At 56.9% G+C, this 21133-nt stretch carries 16 protein-coding genes; 15 read left to right on the forward strand and 1 reads right to left on the reverse strand.

Going from position 1 to position 21133, the window contains the following annotated elements; translation table 11 throughout:
- Positions 1-66 precede the first annotated feature (66 nt).
- The 11 genes from aroA to M989_RS21670 all read left to right on the forward strand — a co-directional run bounded on the left by aroA (position 67) and on the right by M989_RS21670 (position 13009).
- Positions 67-1350, forward strand: coding sequence for a 3-phosphoshikimate 1-carboxyvinyltransferase (aroA, locus tag M989_RS21620; RefSeq protein WP_064548790.1), 1284 nt, complete (start codon positions 67-69; stop codon positions 1348-1350).
- A 241-nt stretch (positions 1351-1591) separates the two neighbouring features.
- Positions 1592-2275, forward strand: coding sequence for a (d)CMP kinase (gene cmk, locus M989_RS21625; protein ID WP_064548793.1), 684 nt, complete (start codon positions 1592-1594; stop codon positions 2273-2275).
- 112 nt (positions 2276-2387) lie between these two features.
- A complete protein-coding gene (rpsA, locus tag M989_RS21630) occupies positions 2388-4061 on the forward strand; it encodes a 30S ribosomal protein S1 (RefSeq protein WP_064548795.1) in 1674 nt (557 codons plus the stop codon).
- A 152-nt stretch (positions 4062-4213) separates the two neighbouring features.
- The gene (ihfB, locus tag M989_RS21635; RefSeq protein WP_015965094.1) at positions 4214-4498 is read left to right on the forward strand and encodes an integration host factor subunit beta; all 285 of its coding nucleotides are present in this window, start codon (positions 4214-4216) and stop codon (positions 4496-4498) included.
- A 215-nt stretch (positions 4499-4713) separates the two neighbouring features.
- The gene (locus M989_RS21640) at positions 4714-6975 is read left to right on the forward strand and encodes a ComEC family protein (RefSeq protein WP_064548797.1); all 2262 of its coding nucleotides are present in this window, start codon (positions 4714-4716) and stop codon (positions 6973-6975) included.
- 36 nt (positions 6976-7011) lie between these two features.
- Positions 7012-8760, forward strand: coding sequence for a lipid A ABC transporter ATP-binding protein/permease MsbA (gene msbA / locus M989_RS21645; protein ID WP_064548799.1), 1749 nt, complete (start codon positions 7012-7014; stop codon positions 8758-8760).
- Positions 8757-9737: a tetraacyldisaccharide 4'-kinase gene (gene lpxK, locus M989_RS21650; protein ID WP_064548801.1), complete on the forward strand. Its 981-nt coding sequence runs from the start codon at positions 8757-8759 to the stop codon at positions 9735-9737. Before msbA ends, lpxK begins: the two co-directional genes overlap by 4 nt.
- Before the next feature lie 28 nt (positions 9738-9765).
- Positions 9766-10998, forward strand: a complete 1233-nt coding sequence (locus tag M989_RS21655; RefSeq protein ID WP_064548803.1) for a winged helix-turn-helix domain-containing protein — start codon at positions 9766-9768, stop codon at positions 10996-10998.
- A gap of 51 nt (positions 10999-11049) precedes the next feature.
- Positions 11050-11232 carry a protein YcaR gene (gene ycaR, locus M989_RS21660; protein ID WP_035892430.1) on the forward strand — a complete coding sequence of 61 codons (183 nt, stop codon included), beginning with the start codon at positions 11050-11052 and terminating at the stop codon, positions 11230-11232.
- A complete protein-coding gene (gene kdsB, locus M989_RS21665) occupies positions 11229-11975 on the forward strand; it encodes a 3-deoxy-manno-octulosonate cytidylyltransferase (RefSeq protein WP_064548805.1) in 747 nt (248 codons plus the stop codon). Before ycaR ends, kdsB begins: the two co-directional genes overlap by 4 nt.
- Positions 11976-12115: 140 nt before the next feature.
- Entirely contained in the window at positions 12116-13009 is an 894-nt protein-coding gene (locus M989_RS21670) for a YcbJ family phosphotransferase (protein ID WP_064548807.1), read from the forward strand.
- Here the strand turns inward: M989_RS21670 and elyC are convergent.
- Positions 12986-13765 (reverse strand): envelope biogenesis factor ElyC, encoded by a 780-nt coding sequence (gene elyC, locus M989_RS21675; RefSeq protein WP_064548809.1) that lies wholly within the window; start codon positions 13763-13765, stop codon positions 12986-12988. The two genes, M989_RS21670 and elyC, sit on opposite strands and share 24 nt — an antisense overlap.
- A gap of 123 nt (positions 13766-13888) precedes the next feature.
- Between elyC and cmoM the strand changes: the two genes are divergently transcribed.
- The 4 genes from cmoM to mukB are packed head-to-tail and all read left to right on the forward strand — an operon-like array spanning position 13889 to position 21131.
- Positions 13889-14683 carry a tRNA uridine 5-oxyacetic acid(34) methyltransferase CmoM gene (gene cmoM, locus M989_RS21680; protein ID WP_064548811.1) on the forward strand — a complete coding sequence of 265 codons (795 nt, stop codon included), beginning with the start codon at positions 13889-13891 and terminating at the stop codon, positions 14681-14683.
- Entirely contained in the window at positions 14676-15998 is a 1323-nt protein-coding gene (gene mukF, locus M989_RS21685; RefSeq protein WP_064548812.1) for a chromosome partition protein MukF, read from the forward strand. Before cmoM ends, mukF begins: the two co-directional genes overlap by 8 nt.
- Complete coding sequence (gene mukE / locus M989_RS21690) at positions 15979-16683, forward strand: chromosome partition protein MukE (RefSeq protein WP_064548815.1); 705 nt, start codon at positions 15979-15981, stop codon at positions 16681-16683. Before mukF ends, mukE begins: the two co-directional genes overlap by 20 nt.
- Positions 16683-21131, forward strand: coding sequence for a chromosome partition protein MukB (gene mukB, locus M989_RS21695; RefSeq protein WP_064548817.1), 4449 nt, complete (start codon positions 16683-16685; stop codon positions 21129-21131). The genes mukE and mukB overlap by 1 nt, the downstream gene beginning before the upstream one ends.
- Positions 21132-21133: the final 2 nt, after the last annotated feature.

A 21133-nucleotide genomic window follows, 5' to 3' on the forward strand; every position in this document is an offset into this window, starting at 1 on the left:
GTTTTTGTTCATCCCCACAGCATCTGTCTGTGGGGTTTTTACTTCTGCTTTTGAGAGTTGAGTTTCATGGAATCCCTGACGTTACAACCTATCGCGCGCGTAGACGGCACGATTAATCTGCCTGGTTCTAAAAGCGTGTCGAACCGTGCGCTGCTGCTGGCGGCGCTGGCGCGTGGCACCACCGTCCTGACAAACCTGCTGGACAGCGATGATGTTCGCCACATGCTGAACGCGTTGAAAGCGCTGGGAATTCACTACACCCTGTCTGCCGATCGTACCCGCTGCGAAGTGACCGGAAACGGCGGCCCGCTGCAGGCTTCCGGCGAGCTGGAACTGTTCCTGGGGAATGCGGGTACCGCCATGCGTCCGCTGGCTGCCGCGCTGTGCCTCGGCGCAAACAATATCGTGCTGACCGGCGAACCGCGCATGAAGGAGCGCCCGATTGGTCACCTGGTCGATGCCCTGTGTCAGGGCGGCGCGCAGATTGAGTATCTGGAGCAGGAGAACTACCCGCCGCTACGCCTGAAAGGTGGCTTCAATGGCGGCAGCGTGGAGGTTGACGGCAGCGTTTCCAGTCAGTTTCTGACCGCGCTGCTGATGACTGCGCCGCTGGCGCCGCAGGACACCACTATTAGCATCAAGGGCGATCTGGTCTCAAAACCGTATATTGATATCACTCTGCACCTGATGAAAACCTTCGGTGTTGAAGTTGAAAATCAGAATTACCAGCGCTTCGTCGTAAACGGTAATCAGCAGTATGTTTCTCCTGGGCATTATCTGGTGGAAGGCGACGCCTCTTCGGCTTCTTACTTCCTTGCTGCCGGGGCGATTAAAGGAGGCACCGTGAAGGTGACCGGTATTGGCCGCCACAGCGTACAGGGCGATATTCGCTTTGCTGACGTGCTGGAGAAAATGGGCGCAACCATCACCTGGGGCGACGACTATATTGCCTGCACGCACGGCGAGCTGAACGCGATTGATATGGATATGAACCATATCCCTGACGCGGCGATGACGATTGCCACCGCGGCGCTGTTTGCCAAAGGCACGACTACGCTGCGTAACATCTATAACTGGCGCGTGAAAGAGACTGACCGCCTGTTCGCGATGGCGACCGAACTACGTAAAGTGGGCGCTGAAGTTGAAGAGGGTGAAGACTACATTCGTGTGACACCGCCTGCGACGCTGAATTTTGCGGAAATCGGTACCTATAACGATCACCGTATGGCGATGTGTTTCTCGCTGGTGGCGCTGTCGGATACCCCAGTCACCATCCTTGACCCGAAATGTACGGCGAAAACTTTCCCGGACTATTTCGAGCAGTTGGCGCGCATTAGCACGCTGGCCTAGTTCTTTCTCGCATGCAAAAACGCTGACCGGATGTCGGCGTTTTTTTTCGGACTTTTTGCGGCAAAAATTAAATCATCGTCACTTTCCGGGCTAGCTCACCCCAGGCCCACTATACTTGTCTATTCTCCTGCTATTGATAGGGCTAATTCTGGAATTCGCAGACAAAGGTAACCGTCTGACGCAGAGATGCGTATAATGCGCGGCGTTTACGTTATGTATGCCTTTTATTAAGGAGAGAGAGATGACGGCAATTGCTCCGGTAATTACCATTGACGGCCCGAGCGGCGCAGGTAAAGGCACGCTGTGCAAAGCGATGGCAGAAGCACTGCAATGGCATTTGCTGGACTCCGGCGCTATCTATCGCGTGCTGGCGCTTGCGGCGCTGCATCACCATGTTGATGTGAACTCTGAAGATGCACTGGTCCCGCTTGCGGCGCATCTGGACGTACGTTTTGTCTCTACTGATGGCGCGCTGGAAGTTATCCTTGAAGGAGAAGACGTTAGCGGCGAAATTCGTACCCAGGAAGTGGCCAACGCCGCGTCACAGGTTGCTGCCTTCCCGCGCGTGCGTGAGGCGCTGCTGCGCCGTCAGCGCGCTTTCCGCGAAGCGCCAGGGCTGATTGCCGACGGTCGCGATATGGGCACCGTGGTGTTCCCGGACGCGCCGGTCAAAATCTTCCTCGATGCCTCATCGGAAGAACGCGCGCAACGCCGCATGCTACAGTTGCAGGAAAAGGGCTTTAGTGTTAACTTTGAGCGCCTTTTGGCAGAGATAAAGGAGCGAGACGACCGCGATCGTAATCGTGCCGTTGCGCCGCTGGTTCCTGCCGCCGATGCTTTAGTGTTGGATTCCACCACCTTAAGCATTGAGCAAGTAATTGAAAAAGCGTTAGACTATGCGCGCCAGAAATTGGCAATCGCGTAAGACGCGACCGAATTTGCAGTACCCCCGTTGCAAAGGATTGACAGCGGGTATGTGAAACAACCCCATCCGACAAGGTGTCAGGTGGACGTTAATATTAACCTGAAGATTAAACATGACTGAATCTTTTGCTCAACTGTTTGAAGAATCCTTAAAAGAAATCGAAACCCGCCCGGGTTCCATCGTTCGTGGTGTTGTTGTTGCTATCGACAAAGACGTAGTACTGGTTGACGCCGGTCTGAAATCTGAGTCTGCCATTCCGGCTGAGCAGTTCAAAAACGCCCAGGGCGAACTGGAAATCCAGGTTGGTGACGAAGTTGACGTTGCTCTGGATGCAGTAGAAGACGGCTTCGGTGAAACCCTGCTGTCCCGTGAGAAAGCTAAACGTCACGAAGCTTGGATCACGCTGGAAAAAGCTTACGAAGAAGCTGAAACTGTAGTTGGTGTTATCAACGGCAAAGTTAAAGGTGGCTTCACTGTTGAGCTGAACGGTATTCGTGCGTTCCTGCCGGGTTCCCTGGTAGACGTTCGTCCGGTGCGCGATACTCTGCACCTGGAAGGCAAAGAGCTTGAGTTCAAAGTAATCAAGCTGGACCAGAAGCGTAACAACGTTGTTGTTTCTCGTCGTGCCGTTATCGAATCCGAAAACAGCGCAGAGCGCGATCAACTGCTGGAAAACCTGCAGGAAGGCATGGAAGTTAAAGGTATCGTTAAGAACCTCACTGACTACGGTGCATTCGTTGATCTGGGCGGCGTTGACGGCCTGCTGCACATCACCGATATGGCCTGGAAACGCGTTAAGCATCCGAGCGAAATCGTGAACGTTGGCGACGAAATCAACGTTAAAGTGCTGAAATTCGACCGCGAGCGTACTCGTGTATCTCTGGGCCTGAAACAGCTGGGCGAAGATCCATGGGTAGCTATCGCTAAGCGTTATCCGGAAGGTACCAAACTGACCGGTCGCGTGACCAACCTGACCGACTACGGCTGCTTCGTTGAAATCGAAGAAGGCGTTGAAGGCCTGGTTCACGTTTCCGAAATGGATTGGACCAACAAAAACATCCACCCGTCCAAAGTTGTTAACGTTGGCGACGTAGTGGAAGTGATGGTTCTGGATATCGACGAAGAACGTCGTCGTATCTCCCTGGGTCTGAAGCAGTGCAAATCTAACCCATGGCAGCAGTTCGCAGAAACCCACAACAAGGGCGACCGCGTTGAAGGTAAAATCAAGTCTATCACTGACTTCGGTATCTTCATCGGCCTGGACGGCGGCATCGACGGCCTGGTTCACCTGTCTGACATCTCCTGGAACGTTGCAGGCGAAGAAGCCGTTCGTGAATACAAAAAAGGCGACGAAATCGCAGCAGTTGTTCTGCAGGTTGACGCAGAGCGTGAGCGTATCTCCCTGGGCGTTAAACAGCTCGCAGAAGATCCGTTCAACAACTGGGTTGCTCTGAACAAGAAAGGCGCAATCGTAAACGGTAAAGTGACTGCAGTTGACGCTAAAGGCGCAACCGTAGAACTGGCTGACGGCGTTGAGGGTTACCTGCGCGCTTCTGAAGCTTCCCGTGACCGCGTTGAAGATGCGACTCTGGTTCTGAGCGTTGGCGACGACGTTGAAGCTAAATTCACCGGCGTTGATCGCAAAAACCGCGCAATTAGCCTGTCTGTTCGTGCGAAAGACGAAGCTGACGAGAAAGATGCAATCGCTACTGTTAACAACAAACAGGAAGACGGCAACTTCTCCAACGCTATGGCTGAAGCATTCAAAGCAGCTAAAGGCGAGTAATCTTGCGCATTCGGGTTTAACAACCTGAATTGTGATGAGTTTACTTGACAGATTGCAGGTTTCGGCCTGTAATCTAGCACAAAGGGCGGCTACGGCCGCCCTTGTTTAATAAGCTGTTAGCTAATTTTCCTTGAAAGGAAACCGGAGGAATCATGACCAAGTCAGAATTGATTGAAAGACTTGCCAGCCAGCAATCCCATATCCCTGCCAAAGCAGTGGAAGATGCGGTGAAAGAGATGCTGGAGCATATGGCCTCAACCCTGGCCCAGGGCGAGCGCATTGAAATCCGCGGTTTCGGCAGCTTCTCTCTGCACTATCGAGCACCACGTACCGGGCGTAACCCGAAAACTGGCGACAAAGTGGAACTGGAAGGCAAGTATGTGCCACACTTCAAGCCGGGCAAAGAACTGCGCGACCGCGCCAATATTTACGATTGAGTTTTGACCGCTAACCGGCGGTAAACTTGGTTGAGAAAAAAGCACCTGCGGGTGCTTTTTTCGTTTTTACAAATCCACTCTGGAATACCCCTCGCAGTTTCTTCGCAACGGCTGCACGCGCCGCATATTCACCTGACGCCGCTTCGCACGCTTTACGATCCGCTCACGACAATTCCCTCATCTCGCGCAACACTACCGATAACAAGGAGGTGTCAATGCGTTTGCCGCAGCTGGCTGGCTATATGCTGGCCGGAATCTTACCGCTGAGCGTGCTGCCAGAACTACCCGCGCTTTGGTGTATTAAGCTTGCCATTGTTGGGCTGATTCTCCTCAGCGCGTGTGGACGGTTGGGGCGCTCCGCTTCATTGGTGGGGCTTATGTTCTGTTGGGGCGTTCTGGCGGCGTGGCAGGTGCAGTGGCCTGCATTGACGCTACCGGGGAAAAACCGACAGGTTGAGTTGACGATAACGCAAACCGACGGGCAGACGACACATCAGGGCACGATCACCCGGCTGGAAGGTCAGCGCCTGTTCCCGGGCATCGCTATTACCCTCTACGGTAGCTATCTGCCACAGCCGCCGTGCGTTGGTCAGCGTTGGCAGATGACGATTCGTGCCCGGCCCGTCCACGGCCAGTTAAACGCAGGGGGCTTCGACTCTCAGCGCTACGCGTTATCACAGCATCGTATCTTAACCGGGAGAATCATCTCCGCAGGAATACTGGAGAGCGCCTGCAGCCTGCGTGCCCGCTACCTGACATCGCTGCAAACGTCTCTCGCAACCTATCCCTGGCATGATGTCATGCTGGCGCTTGGGATGGGGGAGCGGCTCTCGGTCGCGCCGGAGATTAAATCGCTAATGCAGCAAACCGGGACTTCACACCTGATGGCGATTTCCGGGCTGCATATTGCGCTCGGCGCTTCCCTGGGGTGGCTGTTGGTGCGTGCCGTGCAGTTTTTTCTTCCCGTCTGGCTGATTAACTGGCGTTTGCCGCTCCTGGTGTCACTGACGAGCGGATTCGCCTACGCAGCGCTGACGGGAATGCAGCCGCCCGCGATGCGAACGGTGGTGGCTGCCACCGTCTGCTGTCTGCTCCGTTTACACGCCAGGCGCTGGGCTGGCTGGGAAGTCTGGCTTTGCTGTCTGGCTACCATTCTGTTTCTCGACCCGCTGGCAGTGCTGTCCGATAGCCTGTGGTTGTCGGCAGCTGCGGTCGGCGCGCTCATTTTCTGGTACCAATGGGTACCGTTGCCCGCGTGGGCATATCCACGATGGTTTCGCCCGCTCGCGAGTCTGATCCATCTACAGCTGGGTTTGATGCTGCTGTTAACCCCGCTGCAAGTCATGTTGTTTCACGGTATCAGCGTAACCTCGCTGCTGGCGAATCTGGTGGCGGTACCGGTGGTGACGTTTATCGCTGTGCCGCTGATTCTGCTGGCGATGTTTCTGCATCTGTGCGGCCCAATGACGCTGGAAACAATGACATGGTACGGCGCCGACCGGGTGATGGCGCTGGTGTTTGGTTACTTACGCCTGCTGCCAACCGGATGGTGGAACATTGGCAGCGCATGGCTGGGAATTTCGCTGCTGCCGTGGGGAGCGTTGATTCTCTGGCGCTTGCACGGTTGGTTGCGCTTTCCGGCGCTAGGGTTGTCGTTAAGCATCCTGTTGGCCTTCCCATTGTGGCGTAAAACGCCAGAAGATCAGTGGCGGGTCACCATGCTTGATGTCGGGCAGGGGTTAGCGATGGTGATTACGCGGGGTGACAAAGCGTTGCTCTACGATACCGGGCTAGCCTGGCCGGGCGGTGACAGCGGCGAACAGCTCATTGCGCCCTGGCTGCGCTGGCACGGGCTTACGCCTCAGGGCATTATTCTGAGCCACGATCATCTGGATCATCGCGGCGGTCTGCGCTCGCTACGACAGAGCTGGCCGGGAATGTGGGTCAGAAGCCCGCTGGGCTGGGCCGGTCATCAACCCTGCGCACGCGGGGAAGCCTGGCAGTGGCAGGGGTTAACCTTTCGTGCGCTCTGGCCGCTGCCGGGGAAGGCACAGAAGGGTAATAACGGTTCCTGCGTCGTGAGGGTAGATGATGGCAAAAACAGCATCCTGCTGACGGGAGATATTGAATTATCGGCAGAAATGGCCATGATTAGCCGTTTCTGGCAGCCATTTGCGTCTACAATTATCCAGGTCCCACATCACGGTAGCTCGACGTCCTCGGGGATGGCGCTGATTCAACGGGTGGGCGGCGAGGCGGCTTTGGCATCCGCATCCCGCTATAACGCATGGCACCTGCCTTCCACGAAGGTCAGGGCGCGCTATCTGCAGCGACAGTATGCCTGGTTCGATACACCGCATCAGGGGCAAATTACACTCACTTTTAGTGCCGATGGCTGGAAGATTGAAGGCTTACGAGATCAACTTTTACCTCGTTGGTATCATCAGTGGTTTGGCGAGACTCGCGATAACGGGTAGAATATGCGGCTATTTCAACACAAGCTGGTTTTTTGAATGCAGAACGACAAAGATCTCTCCACGTGGCAGACCTTCCGCCGACTCTGGCCAACTATTGCGCCGTTTAAAGCAGGGCTGATCGTGGCGGGCGTGGCGTTAATCCTTAACGCAGCCAGCGATACCTTTATGTTATCGCTTCTTAAACCGTTACTGGATGATGGTTTTGGTAAAACAGACCGCTCAGTGCTGCTGTGGATGCCGCTGGTCGTTATTGGCCTGATGATCCTGCGTGGGATCACGAGCTATATTTCTAGCTACTGTATTTCCTGGGTTTCCGGCAAGGTCGTGATGACCATGCGTCGTCGGCTGTTCAGCCACATGATGGGAATGCCCGTTTCCTTCTTCGATAAGCAGTCCACCGGAACGCTGTTGTCGCGTATTACCTATGACTCTGAGCAGGTGGCGTCCTCCTCCTCCAGCGCATTGATTACCGTAGTGCGCGAAGGGGCTTCCATCATTGGCCTGTTCATCATGATGTTCTACTACAGCTGGCAGCTGTCGGTGATTCTCATTGTGCTGGCGCCTATCGTGTCGATGGCGATCCGCGTGGTGTCTAAACGCTTCCGTAGCATCAGTAAAAACATGCAGAACACCATGGGGCAGGTGACCACCAGCGCAGAACAGATGCTAAAAGGGCATAAAGAAGTGCTGATGTTCGGCGGCCAGGAAGTGGAAACCAAGCGTTTTGATAAGGTCAGCAACAAGATGCGTCTGCAGGGGATGAAGCTGGTCTCCGCGTCGTCTATCTCTGACCCTATCATTCAGCTGATTGCCTCTCTGGCGCTGGCGTTTGTTCTGTATGCCGCCAGTTTCCCAAGCGTTATGGAAACGTTGACCGCGGGTACCATTACCGTCGTCTTCTCGTCCATGATTGCGCTGATGCGTCCGCTAAAATCGTTAACTAACGTCAACGCACAGTTCCAGCGCGGGATGGCGGCCTGTCAGACGCTGTTTGCCATTCTGGATAGCGAGCAGGAAAAAGACGAAGGTAAACTGGATATCGAACGTGCTAAAGGCAGCGTTGAGTTCCGTAACGTTACCTTCACCTATCCAGGCCGCGAAACCCCGGCGCTGCAAAACATCAACCTGGCGATTCCAGAAGGGAAAACGGTGGCGTTGGTGGGGCGTTCTGGTTCTGGTAAATCTACTATCGCCAGCCTGCTAACCCGTTTCTACGATATTGACGAAGGCGAAATTCTGCTCGATGGGCACGATCTGCGCGAGTACAAACTGGCCTCTCTCCGTAATCAGGTCGCGCTGGTTTCGCAGAACGTCCACCTGTTTAACGACACGGTAGCCAATAACATCGCCTATGCGCGTACCGACGAATTCAGCCGCGAGCAGGTTGAAGAGGCGGCACGGATGGCTTACGCGATGGACTTTATCAATAAAATGGATAACGGTCTCGATACGGTGATTGGTGAAAACGGCGTACTGCTTTCGGGCGGCCAGCGCCAGCGTATTGCTATCGCCCGTGCGCTGCTGCGTAACAGCCCAATCCTGATCCTCGATGAAGCCACCTCGGCGCTGGATACCGAATCTGAGCGTGCGATTCAGGCGGCGTTGGATGAACTGCAGAAAAACCGCACCTCGCTGGTGATTGCGCACCGTCTGTCCACTATCGAACAGGCTGACGAAATCATTGTGGTTGAAGACGGACGTATCGTTGAGCGGGGCAGCCATAGCGATCTGCTCGAACAGCGCGGCGTCTACGCACAGCTGCACAAAATGCAGTTTGGCGAATGATAGCGAAGATCTGGTCAGGCGAATCGCCGCTCTGGCGGCTGCTGCTGCCGCTCTCCTGGCTGTACGGCCTGGTGAGCGGCGTGATTCGCCTGTGCTATCAGCTAGGGCTGAAGAAATCCTGGCGCGCGCCGTGTCCGGTCGTGGTTGTGGGGAACCTGACGGCGGGCGGCAACGGTAAAACGCCGGTGGTTATCTGGTTAGTGGAACAGCTTCAACGGCAGGGCGTGCGTGTTGGCGTGGTTTCTCGCGGCTACGGTGGCAAAGCGGACAGCTATCCGCTGCTGCTGAATGCCGATACCACCACCGCGCAGGCCGGCGACGAACCGGTGCTGATTTTCCAGCGTACCGGCGTGCCCGTCGCCGTTTCCCCAGTGCGGGTCGATGCGGTGAAGGCGCTGTTAGCCGCCCACGATCTTCAGCTGATCGTCACCGATGACGGTTTGCAGCACTACCGACTGGCCCGCGATAAAGAGATCGTCGTGATCGATGGCGTGCGCCGCTTTGGTAATGGCTGGTGGCTACCGGCCGGGCCGATGCGTGAACGCGCTTCACGCCTGGAAACGGTCGATGCCCGGATCGTCAACGGCGGCGAAGCGCTGCCGGGAGAAATTCCGATGAGGTTACGTCCGGGAGACGCCGTCAATCTGCTGACGGGTGAGCGGCAGCCCGTTTCCACACTACAAAACGTAGTGGCGATGGCCGGTATTGGTCACCCGCCGCGCTTTTTTGCCACGCTGAATGATTGCGGTTTGCAGCCTGTACGTACGGTGGCGCTGGCCGATCATCAGGCGTTGAGCGAAGCTGACGTCCAGGAGCTGGTCTTGCCGGGGCAGGCGCTCATCATGACCGAGAAAGATGCGGTAAAATGTCGCCGCTTCGCGCAGAAAAACTGGTGGTATCTGCCGGTGGACGCCGTACTTTCCGGCGATCGCGCGCAGACGCTGCTGCAGGAATTGATTACCCTCGCACGGCGCTAAACCGCGTCGGCGATAGCAGGGGAACGGCATGGCAGAACTGCAACTCACCCTTCGCGCCGCGCGGAATGTGCATCTGGCGGCACAGGGCCTTCTTACCCGTCCACGTCGTCAGCCCCAGACGACGGATATTCTCCGTACCATTCAGCAAATGTCTTTGCTGCAAATCGATACCATCAACGTGGTGGCCCGCAGCCCGTATCTGGTGCTCTTCAGCCGTCTTGGTGCCTATCCTTCCTCGTGGCTCGATGATGCGCTCGCGCGCGGTGAGCTGATGGAGTACTGGGCGCATGAAGCGTGTTTCCTGCCGCGCAGCGATTTTGCGCTGGTGCGCCATCGTATGCTGGCGCCGCATAACATGGGCTGGAAATATCACCAAAGCTGGATGGATGAGCACGCTACCGAGATTGCGGCACTGAAAGCGCATATCGCTGAGAATGGCCCGGTGCGCTCCGCCGATTTTGCTCACCCGCGTAAGGGGCAGAGCGGCTGGTGGGAATGGAAACCGCACAAGCGGCACCTTGAGGGGCTGTTTACCGCGGGCGAAGTGATGGTGGTAGAACGCCGAAACTTCCACCGCGTTTACGATCTGACGGAACGCGTCATGCCGCAGTGGGACGATCGCCGGGATGCGCTCGCGCAGCCGCAGGCCGAAGCCCTGATGCTGGAAAACAGCGCCCGCAGCCTGGGCATTTTTCGTCCTCAATGGCTGGCGGACTATTATCGGCTGCGCCAGCCGGATCTCCGCGCGCTGTTGGCACAGTGGCAAGAACAAGGGCAGGTGGTACCGGTAAACGTTGAACAGCTTGGCGAGATGTGGGGTCACCACAGTCTGCAATCCGAGTTGGTGCGGGCGGCGGAAGGTAAGCTCAATGCTACCCACAGTGCGGTGTTGTCACCCTTCGATCCGGTGGTTTGGGATCGTAAACGTGCTGAACAGTTTTTCAACTTTACCTATCGTCTGGAGTGCTACACGCCTGCGCCGAAACGGCAGTACGGCTATTTCGTCCTACCGTTGCTGCACCGCGGCGAGTTAGTTGGCCGTATGGACAGCAAAATGCACCGTAGCGACGGCGTGCTGGAGATTTTCGCTCTGTACCTGGAAGAGGGGGTACGGGTCAGCCAGCATCTGGAAAAAGGCTTGATGCAGGCCATCAACGACTTTGCTCGCTGGCAAGGCGCGACGCGCGTGACCTTCGGCGCGGTGGCGGAAAAACTCTTTCTCCATCAACGACACGGTTGGGAGATTGACGCCGACCGGTAGCGCTCTATGATATGCTGCACTGGTTTTCGATACGGCCCATCAGGAGGAACCATGGATCACCGTCTACTTGAAATTATTGCCTGCCCGGTTTGCAACGGCAAACTCTACTACAGCCAGGACAAGCAAGAACTGATTTGCAAACTTGATAATCTGGCGTTTCCCCTGCGTGACGGTATCCCCGTATTGCTGGAAAACGAAGCCCGCGTTTTAGCCGCTGAAGAGAACAGACCATGAGTTTCGTTGTGATTATTCCGGCGCGTTTTGCCTCTACGCGCCTGCCGGGTAAGCCGTTGCAGGATATCAACGGTAAGCCAATGATTGTGCATGTGCTGGAGCGCGCGCGTGAATCCGGGGCTGAACGTATTATTGTGGCTACCGACCATCCTGAGGTGGCGAAAGCCGTTGAAGCGGCGGGCGGCGAAGTGTGCATGACCCGTGCCGATCATCAGTCGGGCACCGAACGTCTGGCGGAAGTGGTGGAAAAATGCGCCTTCAGCGATGACACCGTTATCGTTAATGTGCAGGGCGACGAGCCGATGATCCCGGCGGTTATTATCCGCCAGGTAGCGGAAAACCTGGCCGCGAGCCAATCCGGTATGGCGACTCTCGCGGTACCGATTCACGATGCGGAAGAAGCGTTTAACCCTAATGCGGTAAAAGTGGTCATGGATAAAGACGGCTACGCGCTGTATTTCTCCCGTGCGACCATTCCGTGGGATCGTGACCGCTTTGCCAAAAGCCGCGAAGAAATTGGCGACACCCTGCTGCGGCACATCGGTATCTACGGTTACCGCGCCGGGTTTATTCGTCGCTACGTCAACTGGGCGCCAAGTCCGCTGGAACACATTGAGATGCTCGAGCAGCTCCGCGTGCTGTGGTACGGTGAAAAAATCCACGTTGCCGTCGCCAAAGAAGTGCCGGGGACGGGCGTTGATACGCCAGAAGATCTGGCCCGCGTCCGCGCCGAACTGAAGTAATCCTGCCGCCCCCTGGTTCTCAGGGGGCGTCTTCCTGCCGAGTATTTCTGACTTTCTGTTTCAATTTTGATCTTGTCTGGTGAAATTCACTTTTCATATGCTCATTATGAAAGCAATGGCTTTTATGGGGGTAATCTGTCATGGAACAGCTACGGGTAGAACTTAGCCATCTGTTGGGTGAATCGCTCAGCCGTGTGGAGTGCATCAATGAGCAGACGGATACCGCATTGTGGTCGCTGTATGATGCCGAAGGCAATCCCATGCCGCTGCTGGCGCGCAGCTTTACGTCCCCCGGCCTGGCTCGCCAGCTGGCGTGGAAATTCTCAACGCTGGCGCGTCACGGCACCGTGCGGATGCCGGTAGTGTATGGCGTGATGACCCACGAAGAACACCCTGGGCCGGATGTCCTGCTGCTGGAGCGACTGCGGGGAGTTTCTGCTGAAGCGCCCACCCGTAATCAGCAACGTTGGGATGCGCTAAAAGATCAGATTGTGGAAGCGCTGCTGGCGTGGCATCGAGTCGATAGTGCGGGCTGCGTAGGTTTTGTGGATAGCACTCAGGAAAACAGCTGGCCGCAATGGTATCGACAGCGAATTGAAGTGCTGTGGGGCACGCTGAATCTGTATCAGAACACTGGGCTGACCATGCAGGATAAGCGGCTGCTGTTCCGCACCCGCGAATGTCTGGAGGCGCTGTTTGAGGGCTTTAGCGATAACTGCGTGTTGGTACATGGGCATCTTACTTTGCGCAGCATGCTGAAAGATTCGCGCAGCGATCAACTGCTGGCGATGGTTAGCCCGGGGCCGATTCTGTGGGCGCCGCGGGAATACGAGCTGTTTCGCCTGCATGAAAGCCCGCAGGCGGAACAGCTGTTATGGCACTACCTCCAGCGCGCGCCGGTCGCCGAAGCGTTTCTTTGGCGGCGCTGGCTGTACCTCCTGTGGGATGAGGTCGAGAAGCTGGTCAACACGGGGAAATTTACCCGCGCCAATTTTGACCTGGCCTCGAAATCACTGCTCCCCTGGCTCTCCTGAATCGCCTTTCAGCCATTGCCAGATGCGCCCCAGCGTTTCATAGCCTACCCGGTCGCTGTGCATCAGCCATACCGGGGAAGGGATAATGCGCTCCCACGGATTAAGCGGCGAGGCAATGGCCAGCTGGTTCGCCGGAGCAGGCAGCGGGTGAAGGCCTACCTGCTGAAAGAAAATCATCGCACGCGGCAGGTGCGAAGCCGACGTTACCAGCAGGAATGGGGCATCGCCGATGGCGGCTTTCACCGCGCTTGCCTCTTCTTCAGTATCTTTTGGGGTATCCAGCACGATAATCTCGCTGCGCGGTACGCCAAGGCTTTCCGCGACCCGCGCACCCGCTTCAGCGGTACTGACCGGGTTGGTCAATGCCCGGGCGCCGGTGAAGATCAGCTTCGATCCCGGATTGGCCTGCCACAGACGAATCCCTTCCGCCAGACGCGGCAGACTGTTGCTTATCAAGTTCGAGCTGGGCGCCCACTGTGGGTTCCACGTATAGCCGCCGCCAAGTACCACTACATACTGCGCAGAGGGGGCGCCGCGCCAGGTGGGGTACTTATCCTCAATGGGTTTTAGCAGGCCATCCGCAACGGGCTGCAGGCTTAGCAGCAGTAAAAAAAGCCAGCCGGCGGTGATGGCGCATTTGCCCAGCTTCTGGAAGCGGGTAAACCACACCAGGACTATTCCCAAACCGATCAATAAAAGCAGTAAAGGTAGCGGCAGCATCATGCCGCCGATAAACTTTTTCAGCATAAAAAGCATTCTATTGAGTACCTTTTTTAACCATCTGACGCATGAATGCAGGGATATTACACCAGATAGCTTCATTCTCGCCGTGGGTGTGACAAAATAGACCTTTTGTGGCTGGTGATGGAAGGACGTCCCGTGCAGGATCGCAATTTCGATGACATTGCGGAAAAGTTTTCGCGCAATATTTATGGCACCACCAAAGGCCAGCTGCGCCAGGCTATTCTGTGGCAGGATCTGGACGTGCTGCTGTCGACCATGGGATCGCAGCCGCTGCGCATTCTGGACGCCGGCGGCGGTGAAGGCCAGACGGCGATCAAAATGGCGGAGCGCGGTCATCATGTGACGCTGTGCGATCTTTCTGCCGAGATGATCGCCCGCGCAAGTCAGGCTGCCAGCGACAAAGGTGTGAGCCACAACATGCATTTCATACAATGCGCGGCGCAGGACGTGGCCGGGCATTTGGAAAGCCCGGTTGATCTGATATTGTTTCACGCTGTACTGGAGTGGGTAGCCGAACCGCAGGAGGCGTTAAAAACGCTGTGGTCGGTGCTGCGTCCAGGCGGCGCATTATCATTAATGTTCTACAATGCAAACGGCCTGTTGATGCATAACATGGTGGCGGGCAACTTTGATTATGTTGCTCTTGGCATGCCGAAAAAGAAAAAGCGTACGCTGTCGCCGAACTACCCGCGCGACCCGCAGCAGGTCTATGGCTGGCTGGAAGAGATTGGCTGGCAAATTAACGGGAAAACCGGCGTGCGAGTGTTTCATGACTATCTGCGCGACAAGCATAAGCAACAGGATTGCTATGACATCCTGCTGGAGCTGGAAACGCGCTATTGCCGTCAGGAACCTTATATCAGCCTGGGGCGCTATATTCATGTCACCGCGCTTAAGCCGCAGACAGAAACAAGGATAAACGATGAGTGAATTTTCCCAGACAGTCCCCGAACTGGTTGCCTGGGCCAGAAAAAATGATTTCGCCATTTCGCTCCCCGTCGATAGGCTCTCATTTTTGCTGGCCATTGCAACGCTGAACGGCGAGCGGCTGGAAGGTGAAATGACGGAAGGCGAGCTGGTGGATGCGTTCCGTCACGTCAGTGATGCGTTTGAGCAAACCAGTGAAACCATCGGTACGCGCGCCAACAACGCGATTAACGATCTGGTTCGCCAACGTCTGCTGAACCGCTTTACCAGCGAGATCACGGAAGGAAACGCCATCTATCGTCTGACGCCGCTGGGCATTGGCATTACCGACTACTATATTCGTCAGCGCGAGTTTTCGACGCTGCGCCTGTCAATGCAGCTGTCGATTGTGGCCAGCGAGCTGAAAAGAGCCGCCGATTCGGCGGAAGAGGGCGGCGATGAGTTTCACTGGCACCGTAACGTCTACGCGCCGCTGAAATATTCGGTGGCGGAGATTTTCGACAGCATCGACCTGACGCAGCGCATCATGGATGAGCAGCAACAGTCGGTCAAAGATGACATCGCGCAGTTGCTGAATAAAGACTGGCGCGCGGCGATCTCCAGCTGTGAGCTTTTGCTGTCCGAAACATCCGGCACGCTGCGCGAATTGCAGGATACGCTGGACGCGGCGGGCGATAAGCTGCAGGCTAACCTGCTGCGCATTCAGGATGCGACGCTGAGCCATAACGATCTGCATTTTGTCGACCGCCTGGTGTTCGACCTGCAAAGTAAGCTCGACCGTATCGTTAGCTGGGGCCAGCAGGCAATTGACCTGTGGATCGGCTACGACCGTCACGTGCATAAGTTTATCCGTACCGCTATCGATATGGATAAAAACCGCGTCTTTGCTCAACGCCTGCGCCAGTCGGTGCAGTCGTACTTTGATGCGCCGTGGGCGCTCACCTATGCCAGCGCCGACCGTTTGCTGGACATGCGTGATGAAGAGATGACGCTGCGCGATGAAGAGGTCACCGGCGAACTTCCGCCAGATTTAGAGTACGAAGAATTTAACGAAATCCGCGAACAGCTTGCCGCGTTGATCGAAGAACAGTTGGCTATCTATAAAACCAAACAGCTGCCGCTGGACCTCGGTCTGGTGGTGAAAGAGTATCTGGCTCAATATCCGCGAGCGCGCCACTTCGACGTTGCGCGTATTGTGGTTGACCAGGCGGTTCGTTTGGGCGTAGCGCAAGCAGATTTCACCGGACTGCCAGCCAAATGGCAGGCAATTAATGATTACGGAGCCAAGGTACAGGCGCATGTCATTGACAAATATTGAACAAGTGATGCCGGTTAAACTGGCACAGGCCCTGGCCAACCCCCTTTTCCCTGCGCTGGATAGCGCGCTGCGTGCGGGCCGCCACATCGGCCTGGACGAGCTCGACAACCACGCTTTTTTGATGGATTTCCAGGAGTACCTGGAAGAGTTTTACGCCCGCTACAACGTTGAACTGATCCGCGCGCCGGAAGGGTTCTTCTATCTGCGTCCGCGCTCTACCACGCTGATTCCGCGTTCGGTTCTCTCCGAACTGGACATGATGGTCGGCAAAATCCTTTGCTACCTCTACCTCAGCCCGGAACGCCTGGCAAATGAAGGCATCTTCACCCAGCAGGAGCTGTACGATGAGCTGCTGGCGCTGGCCGATGAAGCCAAGCTGTTGAAGCTGGTTAATAACCGTTCCACCGGCTCTGACCTTGACCGTCAGAAGTTACAGGAAAAGGTGCGCTCTTCGCTCAACCGCCTGCGCCGTTTGGGTATGGTGTGGTTTATGGGCCATGACAGCAGCAAATTCCGCATCACCGAATCGGTGTTTCGCTTCGGCGCCGACGTACGTTCCGGCGATGACGCGCGCGAAGCGCAGCTGCGCATGATTCGCGACGGTGAAGCCATGGCGATTGAAAACCATCTGCAGCTCAATGACGAGAACGACGACCATCAGCAGGATAGCGGGGAGGAAGAATAATGATTGAACGTGGTAAATTTCGTTCGCTAACGCTGATTAACTGGAACGGGTTCTTTGCCCGTACTTTCGATCTGGATGAGCTGGTCACCACGCTGTCCGGTGGTAACGGTGCCGGTAAATCGACCACCATGGCGGCCTTCGTCACGGCGCTGATCCCCGACTTAACCCTGCTGCACTTCCGTAACACCACCGAAGCGGGGGCCACCAGTGGTTCGCGCGATAAAGGTCTGCACGGTAAGCTGAAAGCGGGCGTCTGCTACTCGGTACTTGACGTGATGAACTCGCGTCACCAGCGCGTGGTGGTGGGCGTGCGTCTGCAACAGGTGGCGGGGCGCGATCGTAAAGTCGACATTAAGCCATTCGCCATTCAGGGGCTGCCAACCTCGATTCAGCCGACCCAGCTGCTGACCGAAACGCTGAACGAGCGCCAGGCGCGCGTGCTGACGTTGCAGGAGCTGAAAGATAAGCTCGATACCATCGAAGGCGTTCAGTTCAAGCAGTTCAACTCGATTACCGACTACCACGCGCTGATGTTCGATCTGGGCATCGTCGCGCGTCGTCTGCGATCTGCCGCTGACCGTAGCAAATTCTATCGCCTGATTGAAGCCTCGCTGTACGGCGGTATTTCCAGCGCGATTACCCGCTCGCTGCGCGACTACCTGTTGCCGGAAAACAGCGGCGTGCGCAAAGCGTTCCAGGACATGGAAGCGGCGCTGCGCGAAAACCGGATGACGCTGGAAGCGATTCGCGTCACCCAGTCTGACCGCGACCTGTTCAAGCACCTGATCTCCGAAGCCACCGACTACGTGGCCGCCGACTACATGCGCCATGCCAACGAGCGCCGCGTGCATCTGGATAAAGCGCTGGAGTATCGCCGCGAACTGTTCACCTCCCGCTCGCAGCTGGCGGCGGAACAGTACAAGCACGTCGATATGGCGCGCGAGCTACAGGAACACAACGGCGCGGAAGGCGATCTCGAAGCCGATCACCAGGCCGCCAGCGACCACCTGAATCTGGTGCAGACCGCGCTGCGCCAGCAGGAAAAAATTGAGCGCTATGAAGCGGATTTAGACGAGCTGCAAATTCGCCTCGAAGAACAGAATGAAGTGGTGGCGGAAGCCGCCGAACAGCAGGAAGAGAACGAAGCCCGCGCCGAAGCCGCCGAACTGGAAGTGGATGAGCTGAAAAGCCAGCTCGCCGACTACCAGCAGGCGCTGGACGTCCAGCAAACGCGCGCCATTCAGTACACCCAGGCGCTACAGGCGCTGGAGCGCGCGAAAGCGCTGTGCCACCTGCCGGATTTAACGCCGGACAGCGCGGCGGAATGGCTGGAAACCTTCCAGGCCAAAGAGCAGGAAGCCACGGAAAAACTGCTGTCGCTCGAGCAGAAAATGAGCGTTGCCGAGACGGCACACAGCCAGTTTGAGCAAGCCTATCAGCTGGTGGCGTCAATTAACGGCCCGCTGGCGCGTAACGAAGCCTGGGACGCGGCGCGTGAACTGTTGCGTGACGGCGTAAACCAGCGTCACCTGGCGGAGCAGGCGCAGCCGTTGCGCAGCCGTCTGAATGAACTGGAACAGCGTCTGCGCGAACAGCAGGAAGCCGAGCGTCTGCTGGCCGATTTCTGCAAGCGTCAGGGCAAACAGTACGACATTGACGATCTTGAAAACCTGCACCGCGAGCTGGAAGCACGCATTGCCGCGCTGAGCGACAGCGTGACTGACGCCCGCGAGCAGCGTATGCAACTGCGTCAGGAGCAGGAACAGCTGCAATCGCGTATCTCGGCGTTGATGCACCGCGCGCCGGTCTGGCTGGCGGCGCAGAATAGCCTGAGCCAGCTGTGCGAGCAGAGCGGCGAACAGTTTGAGTCCAGCCAGGACGTTACCGAATACCTTCAGCAACTGCTGGAGCGCGAGCGCGAAGCGATCGTCGAACGCGACGAAGTCGGCGCGCGTAAACGTGCCGTCGACGATGAAATTGAGCGCCTAAGCCAGCCGGGCGGTTCCGAAGACCCGCGCCTGAACGCCCTGGCCGAACGTTTTGGCGGCGTACTGTTGTCGGAAATCTACGATGACGTCAGCCTTGACGACGCGCCGTACTTCTCCGCGCTGTACGGTCCGTCGCGTCACGCCATCGTGGTGCCGGATCTGTCGCAGATCGCCGAGTATCTGGAAGGACTGGAAGATTGCCCGGAAGATCTCTACCTGATTGAGGGGGATCCGCAATCCTTCGATGACAGCGTGTTCAACGTCGACGAGCTGGAAAAAGCGGTGGTGGTGAAGACCGCCGATCGCCAGTGGCGCTACTCGCGCTTCCCAGCGGTGCCGCTGTTTGGCCGCGCCGCGCGCGAAAGCCGCATTGAGAGCCTGCACGCCGAGCGTGAAGTGCTGTCTGAACGTTTTGCGACCCTGTCGTTCGACGTCCAGAAAACCCAGCGTCTGCATCAGGCGTTCAGCCGCTTTATTGGCAGTCACCTGTCGGTGGCGTTTGACGACGATCCGGAAGCGGAAATTCGCAAACTGAACACCCGCCGCAACGAGCTGGAGCGCGCGCTCAGCAGTCACGAAAGTGATAACCAGCAGCAGCAGGCGCAGTACGAACAGGCGAAAGAGGGCGTTGCGCTGCTCAACCGCCTCCTGCCGCGCCTGAGCCTGCTGGCCGATGAAACGCTGGCCGACCGCGTGGATGAAATCCAGGAGCGCCTGGACGAAGCGCAGGAAGCCGCACGCTTCATCCAGCAGCACGGCAACCAGCTGGCGAAGCTTGAGCCGATTGTCTCTGTACTGCAGAGCGACCCGGAGCAGTTTGAACAGCTGAAAGAGGATTACGCCTGGTCACAGCAGGTGCAGCGCGAAGCACGTCAGCAGGCGTTTGCCCTGACCGAAGTCGTGCAGCGTCGCGCCCACTTCGGCTACTCTGACTCAGCGGAAATGCTGAGCGGCAACAGCGACCTCAACGAAAAACTGCGTGAACGTCTGGCGCAGGCGGAAAGCGAGCGGAGCCGCGCGCGTGAAGCCATGCGTACCCACGCCGCGCAGGTGAGTCAGTACAGCCAGGTATTGGCGTCGCTGAAAAGCTCCTACGACACCAAGAAAGAGCTGCTTAACGATCTCTATAAAGAGCTGAAAGATATTGGCGTACGTGCCGATGCGGGCGCAGAAGAGCGCGCGCGCATTCGCCGTGACGAGCTGCACGCGCAGCTGAGCAACAACCGCGCGCGCCGCAACCAGTTGGAAAAAGCGCTGACCTTCTGCGAAGCGGAGATGGATAACCTGACCCGTAAGCTGCGCAAGCTGGAACGTGATTACCTCGAAATGCGCGAGCAGGTGGTGAGTGCGAAAGCGGGATGGTGCGCGGTGATGCGCCTGGTGAAAGACAATAACGTCGAACGTCGTCTGCACCGCCGCGAGCTGGCCTATCTCTCCGCTGACGATCTGCGTTCAATGTCGGATAAAGCGCTGGGCGCACTGCGTCTGGCGGTTGCGGATAATGAACATCTGCGTGACGTGCTGCGTATGTCGGAAGATCCGAAGCGTCCTGAACGTAAGATTCAGTTCTTCGTGGCGGTATATCAACATCTGCGCGAACGTATCCGTCAGGATATTATCCGCACCGACGACCCGGTAGAAGCCATCGAACAGATGGAAATCGAACTGAGCCGTCTGACCGAAGAGCTGACCAACCGTGAGCAGAAGCTGGCGATCAGCTCCCGCAGCGTGGCGAATATTATTCGCAAAACCATTCAGCGCGAGCAGAACCGTATTCGTCAGTTGAACCAGGGCCTGCAAAGCGTGTCGTTTGGCCAGGTGAACAGCGTGCGCCTGAACGTCAACGTACGCGAGACGCACTCGATGCTGCTGGACGTGCTCTCTGAGCAGCATGAACAGCATCAGGATCTGTTCAACAGCAACCGTCTGACCTTCTCAGAAGCGCTGGCGAAACTGTACCAGCGCCTGAATCCGCAAATCGATATGGGCCAGCGTACGCCGCAGACTATTGGTGAAGAGCTGCTCGACTATCGTAGCTACCTGGAGATGGAAGTTGAGGTTAACCGTGGTTCTGACGGCTGGCTGCGCGCGGAGTCCGGCGCGCTGTCGACCGGTGAGGCGATCGGTACCGGGATGTCGATTCTGGTGATGGTGGTGCAGAGCTGGGAAGATGAAGCTCGGCGTCTGCGCGGTAAAGATTTGTCACCGTGCCGTCTACTGTTCCTTGATGAAGCGGCGCGTCTGGATGCCCGTTCCATCGCCACGCTGTTTGAGCTGTGCGAGCGTCTGGAGATGCAGCTTATCATCGCGGCACCGGAAAACATTAGCCCGGAGAAAGGCACAACCTACAAGCTGGTGCGTAAAGTGGTGCACAACCACGAACACGTACATGTGGTGGGTCTGCGCGGCTTTGCCGCTCAACTGCCGGAAACCTTGCCGGGTACCGCGGATGCATCGTAGCG

Source organism: Kluyvera georgiana ATCC 51603 (genome assembly GCF_001654985.1).
Taxonomy (GTDB): domain Bacteria; phylum Pseudomonadota; class Gammaproteobacteria; order Enterobacterales; family Enterobacteriaceae; genus Kluyvera; species Kluyvera georgiana.

Excerpts from the sequence above, each read along its gene's own strand:
- ycaR (WP_035892430.1), top strand. The coding sequence starts at position 11,050 with ATGGATCACCGTCTACTTGAAATTATTGCCTGCCCGGTTTGCAACGGC.
- elyC (WP_064548809.1), bottom strand. The coding sequence starts at position 13,765 with ATGCTTTTTATGCTGAAAAAGTTTATCGGCGGCATGATGCTGCCGCTA.
- mukF (WP_064548812.1), top strand. The coding sequence starts at position 14,676 with ATGAGTGAATTTTCCCAGACAGTCCCCGAACTGGTTGCCTGGGCCAGA.
- cmk (WP_064548793.1), top strand. The coding sequence starts at position 1,592 with ATGACGGCAATTGCTCCGGTAATTACCATTGACGGCCCGAGCGGCGCA.
- M989_RS21670 (WP_064548807.1), top strand. The coding sequence starts at position 12,116 with ATGGAACAGCTACGGGTAGAACTTAGCCATCTGTTGGGTGAATCGCTC.
- msbA (WP_064548799.1), top strand. The coding sequence starts at position 7,012 with ATGCAGAACGACAAAGATCTCTCCACGTGGCAGACCTTCCGCCGACTC.
- lpxK (WP_064548801.1), top strand. The coding sequence starts at position 8,757 with ATGATAGCGAAGATCTGGTCAGGCGAATCGCCGCTCTGGCGGCTGCTG.
- mukB (WP_064548817.1), top strand. The coding sequence starts at position 16,683 with ATGATTGAACGTGGTAAATTTCGTTCGCTAACGCTGATTAACTGGAAC.
- rpsA (WP_064548795.1), top strand. The coding sequence starts at position 2,388 with ATGACTGAATCTTTTGCTCAACTGTTTGAAGAATCCTTAAAAGAAATC.
- kdsB (WP_064548805.1), top strand. The coding sequence starts at position 11,229 with ATGAGTTTCGTTGTGATTATTCCGGCGCGTTTTGCCTCTACGCGCCTG.
- mukE (WP_064548815.1), top strand. The coding sequence starts at position 15,979 with ATGTCATTGACAAATATTGAACAAGTGATGCCGGTTAAACTGGCACAG.
- ihfB (WP_015965094.1), top strand. The coding sequence starts at position 4,214 with ATGACCAAGTCAGAATTGATTGAAAGACTTGCCAGCCAGCAATCCCAT.
- M989_RS21655 (WP_064548803.1), top strand. The coding sequence starts at position 9,766 with ATGGCAGAACTGCAACTCACCCTTCGCGCCGCGCGGAATGTGCATCTG.
- M989_RS21640 (WP_064548797.1), top strand. The coding sequence starts at position 4,714 with ATGCGTTTGCCGCAGCTGGCTGGCTATATGCTGGCCGGAATCTTACCG.
- aroA (WP_064548790.1), top strand. The coding sequence starts at position 67 with ATGGAATCCCTGACGTTACAACCTATCGCGCGCGTAGACGGCACGATT.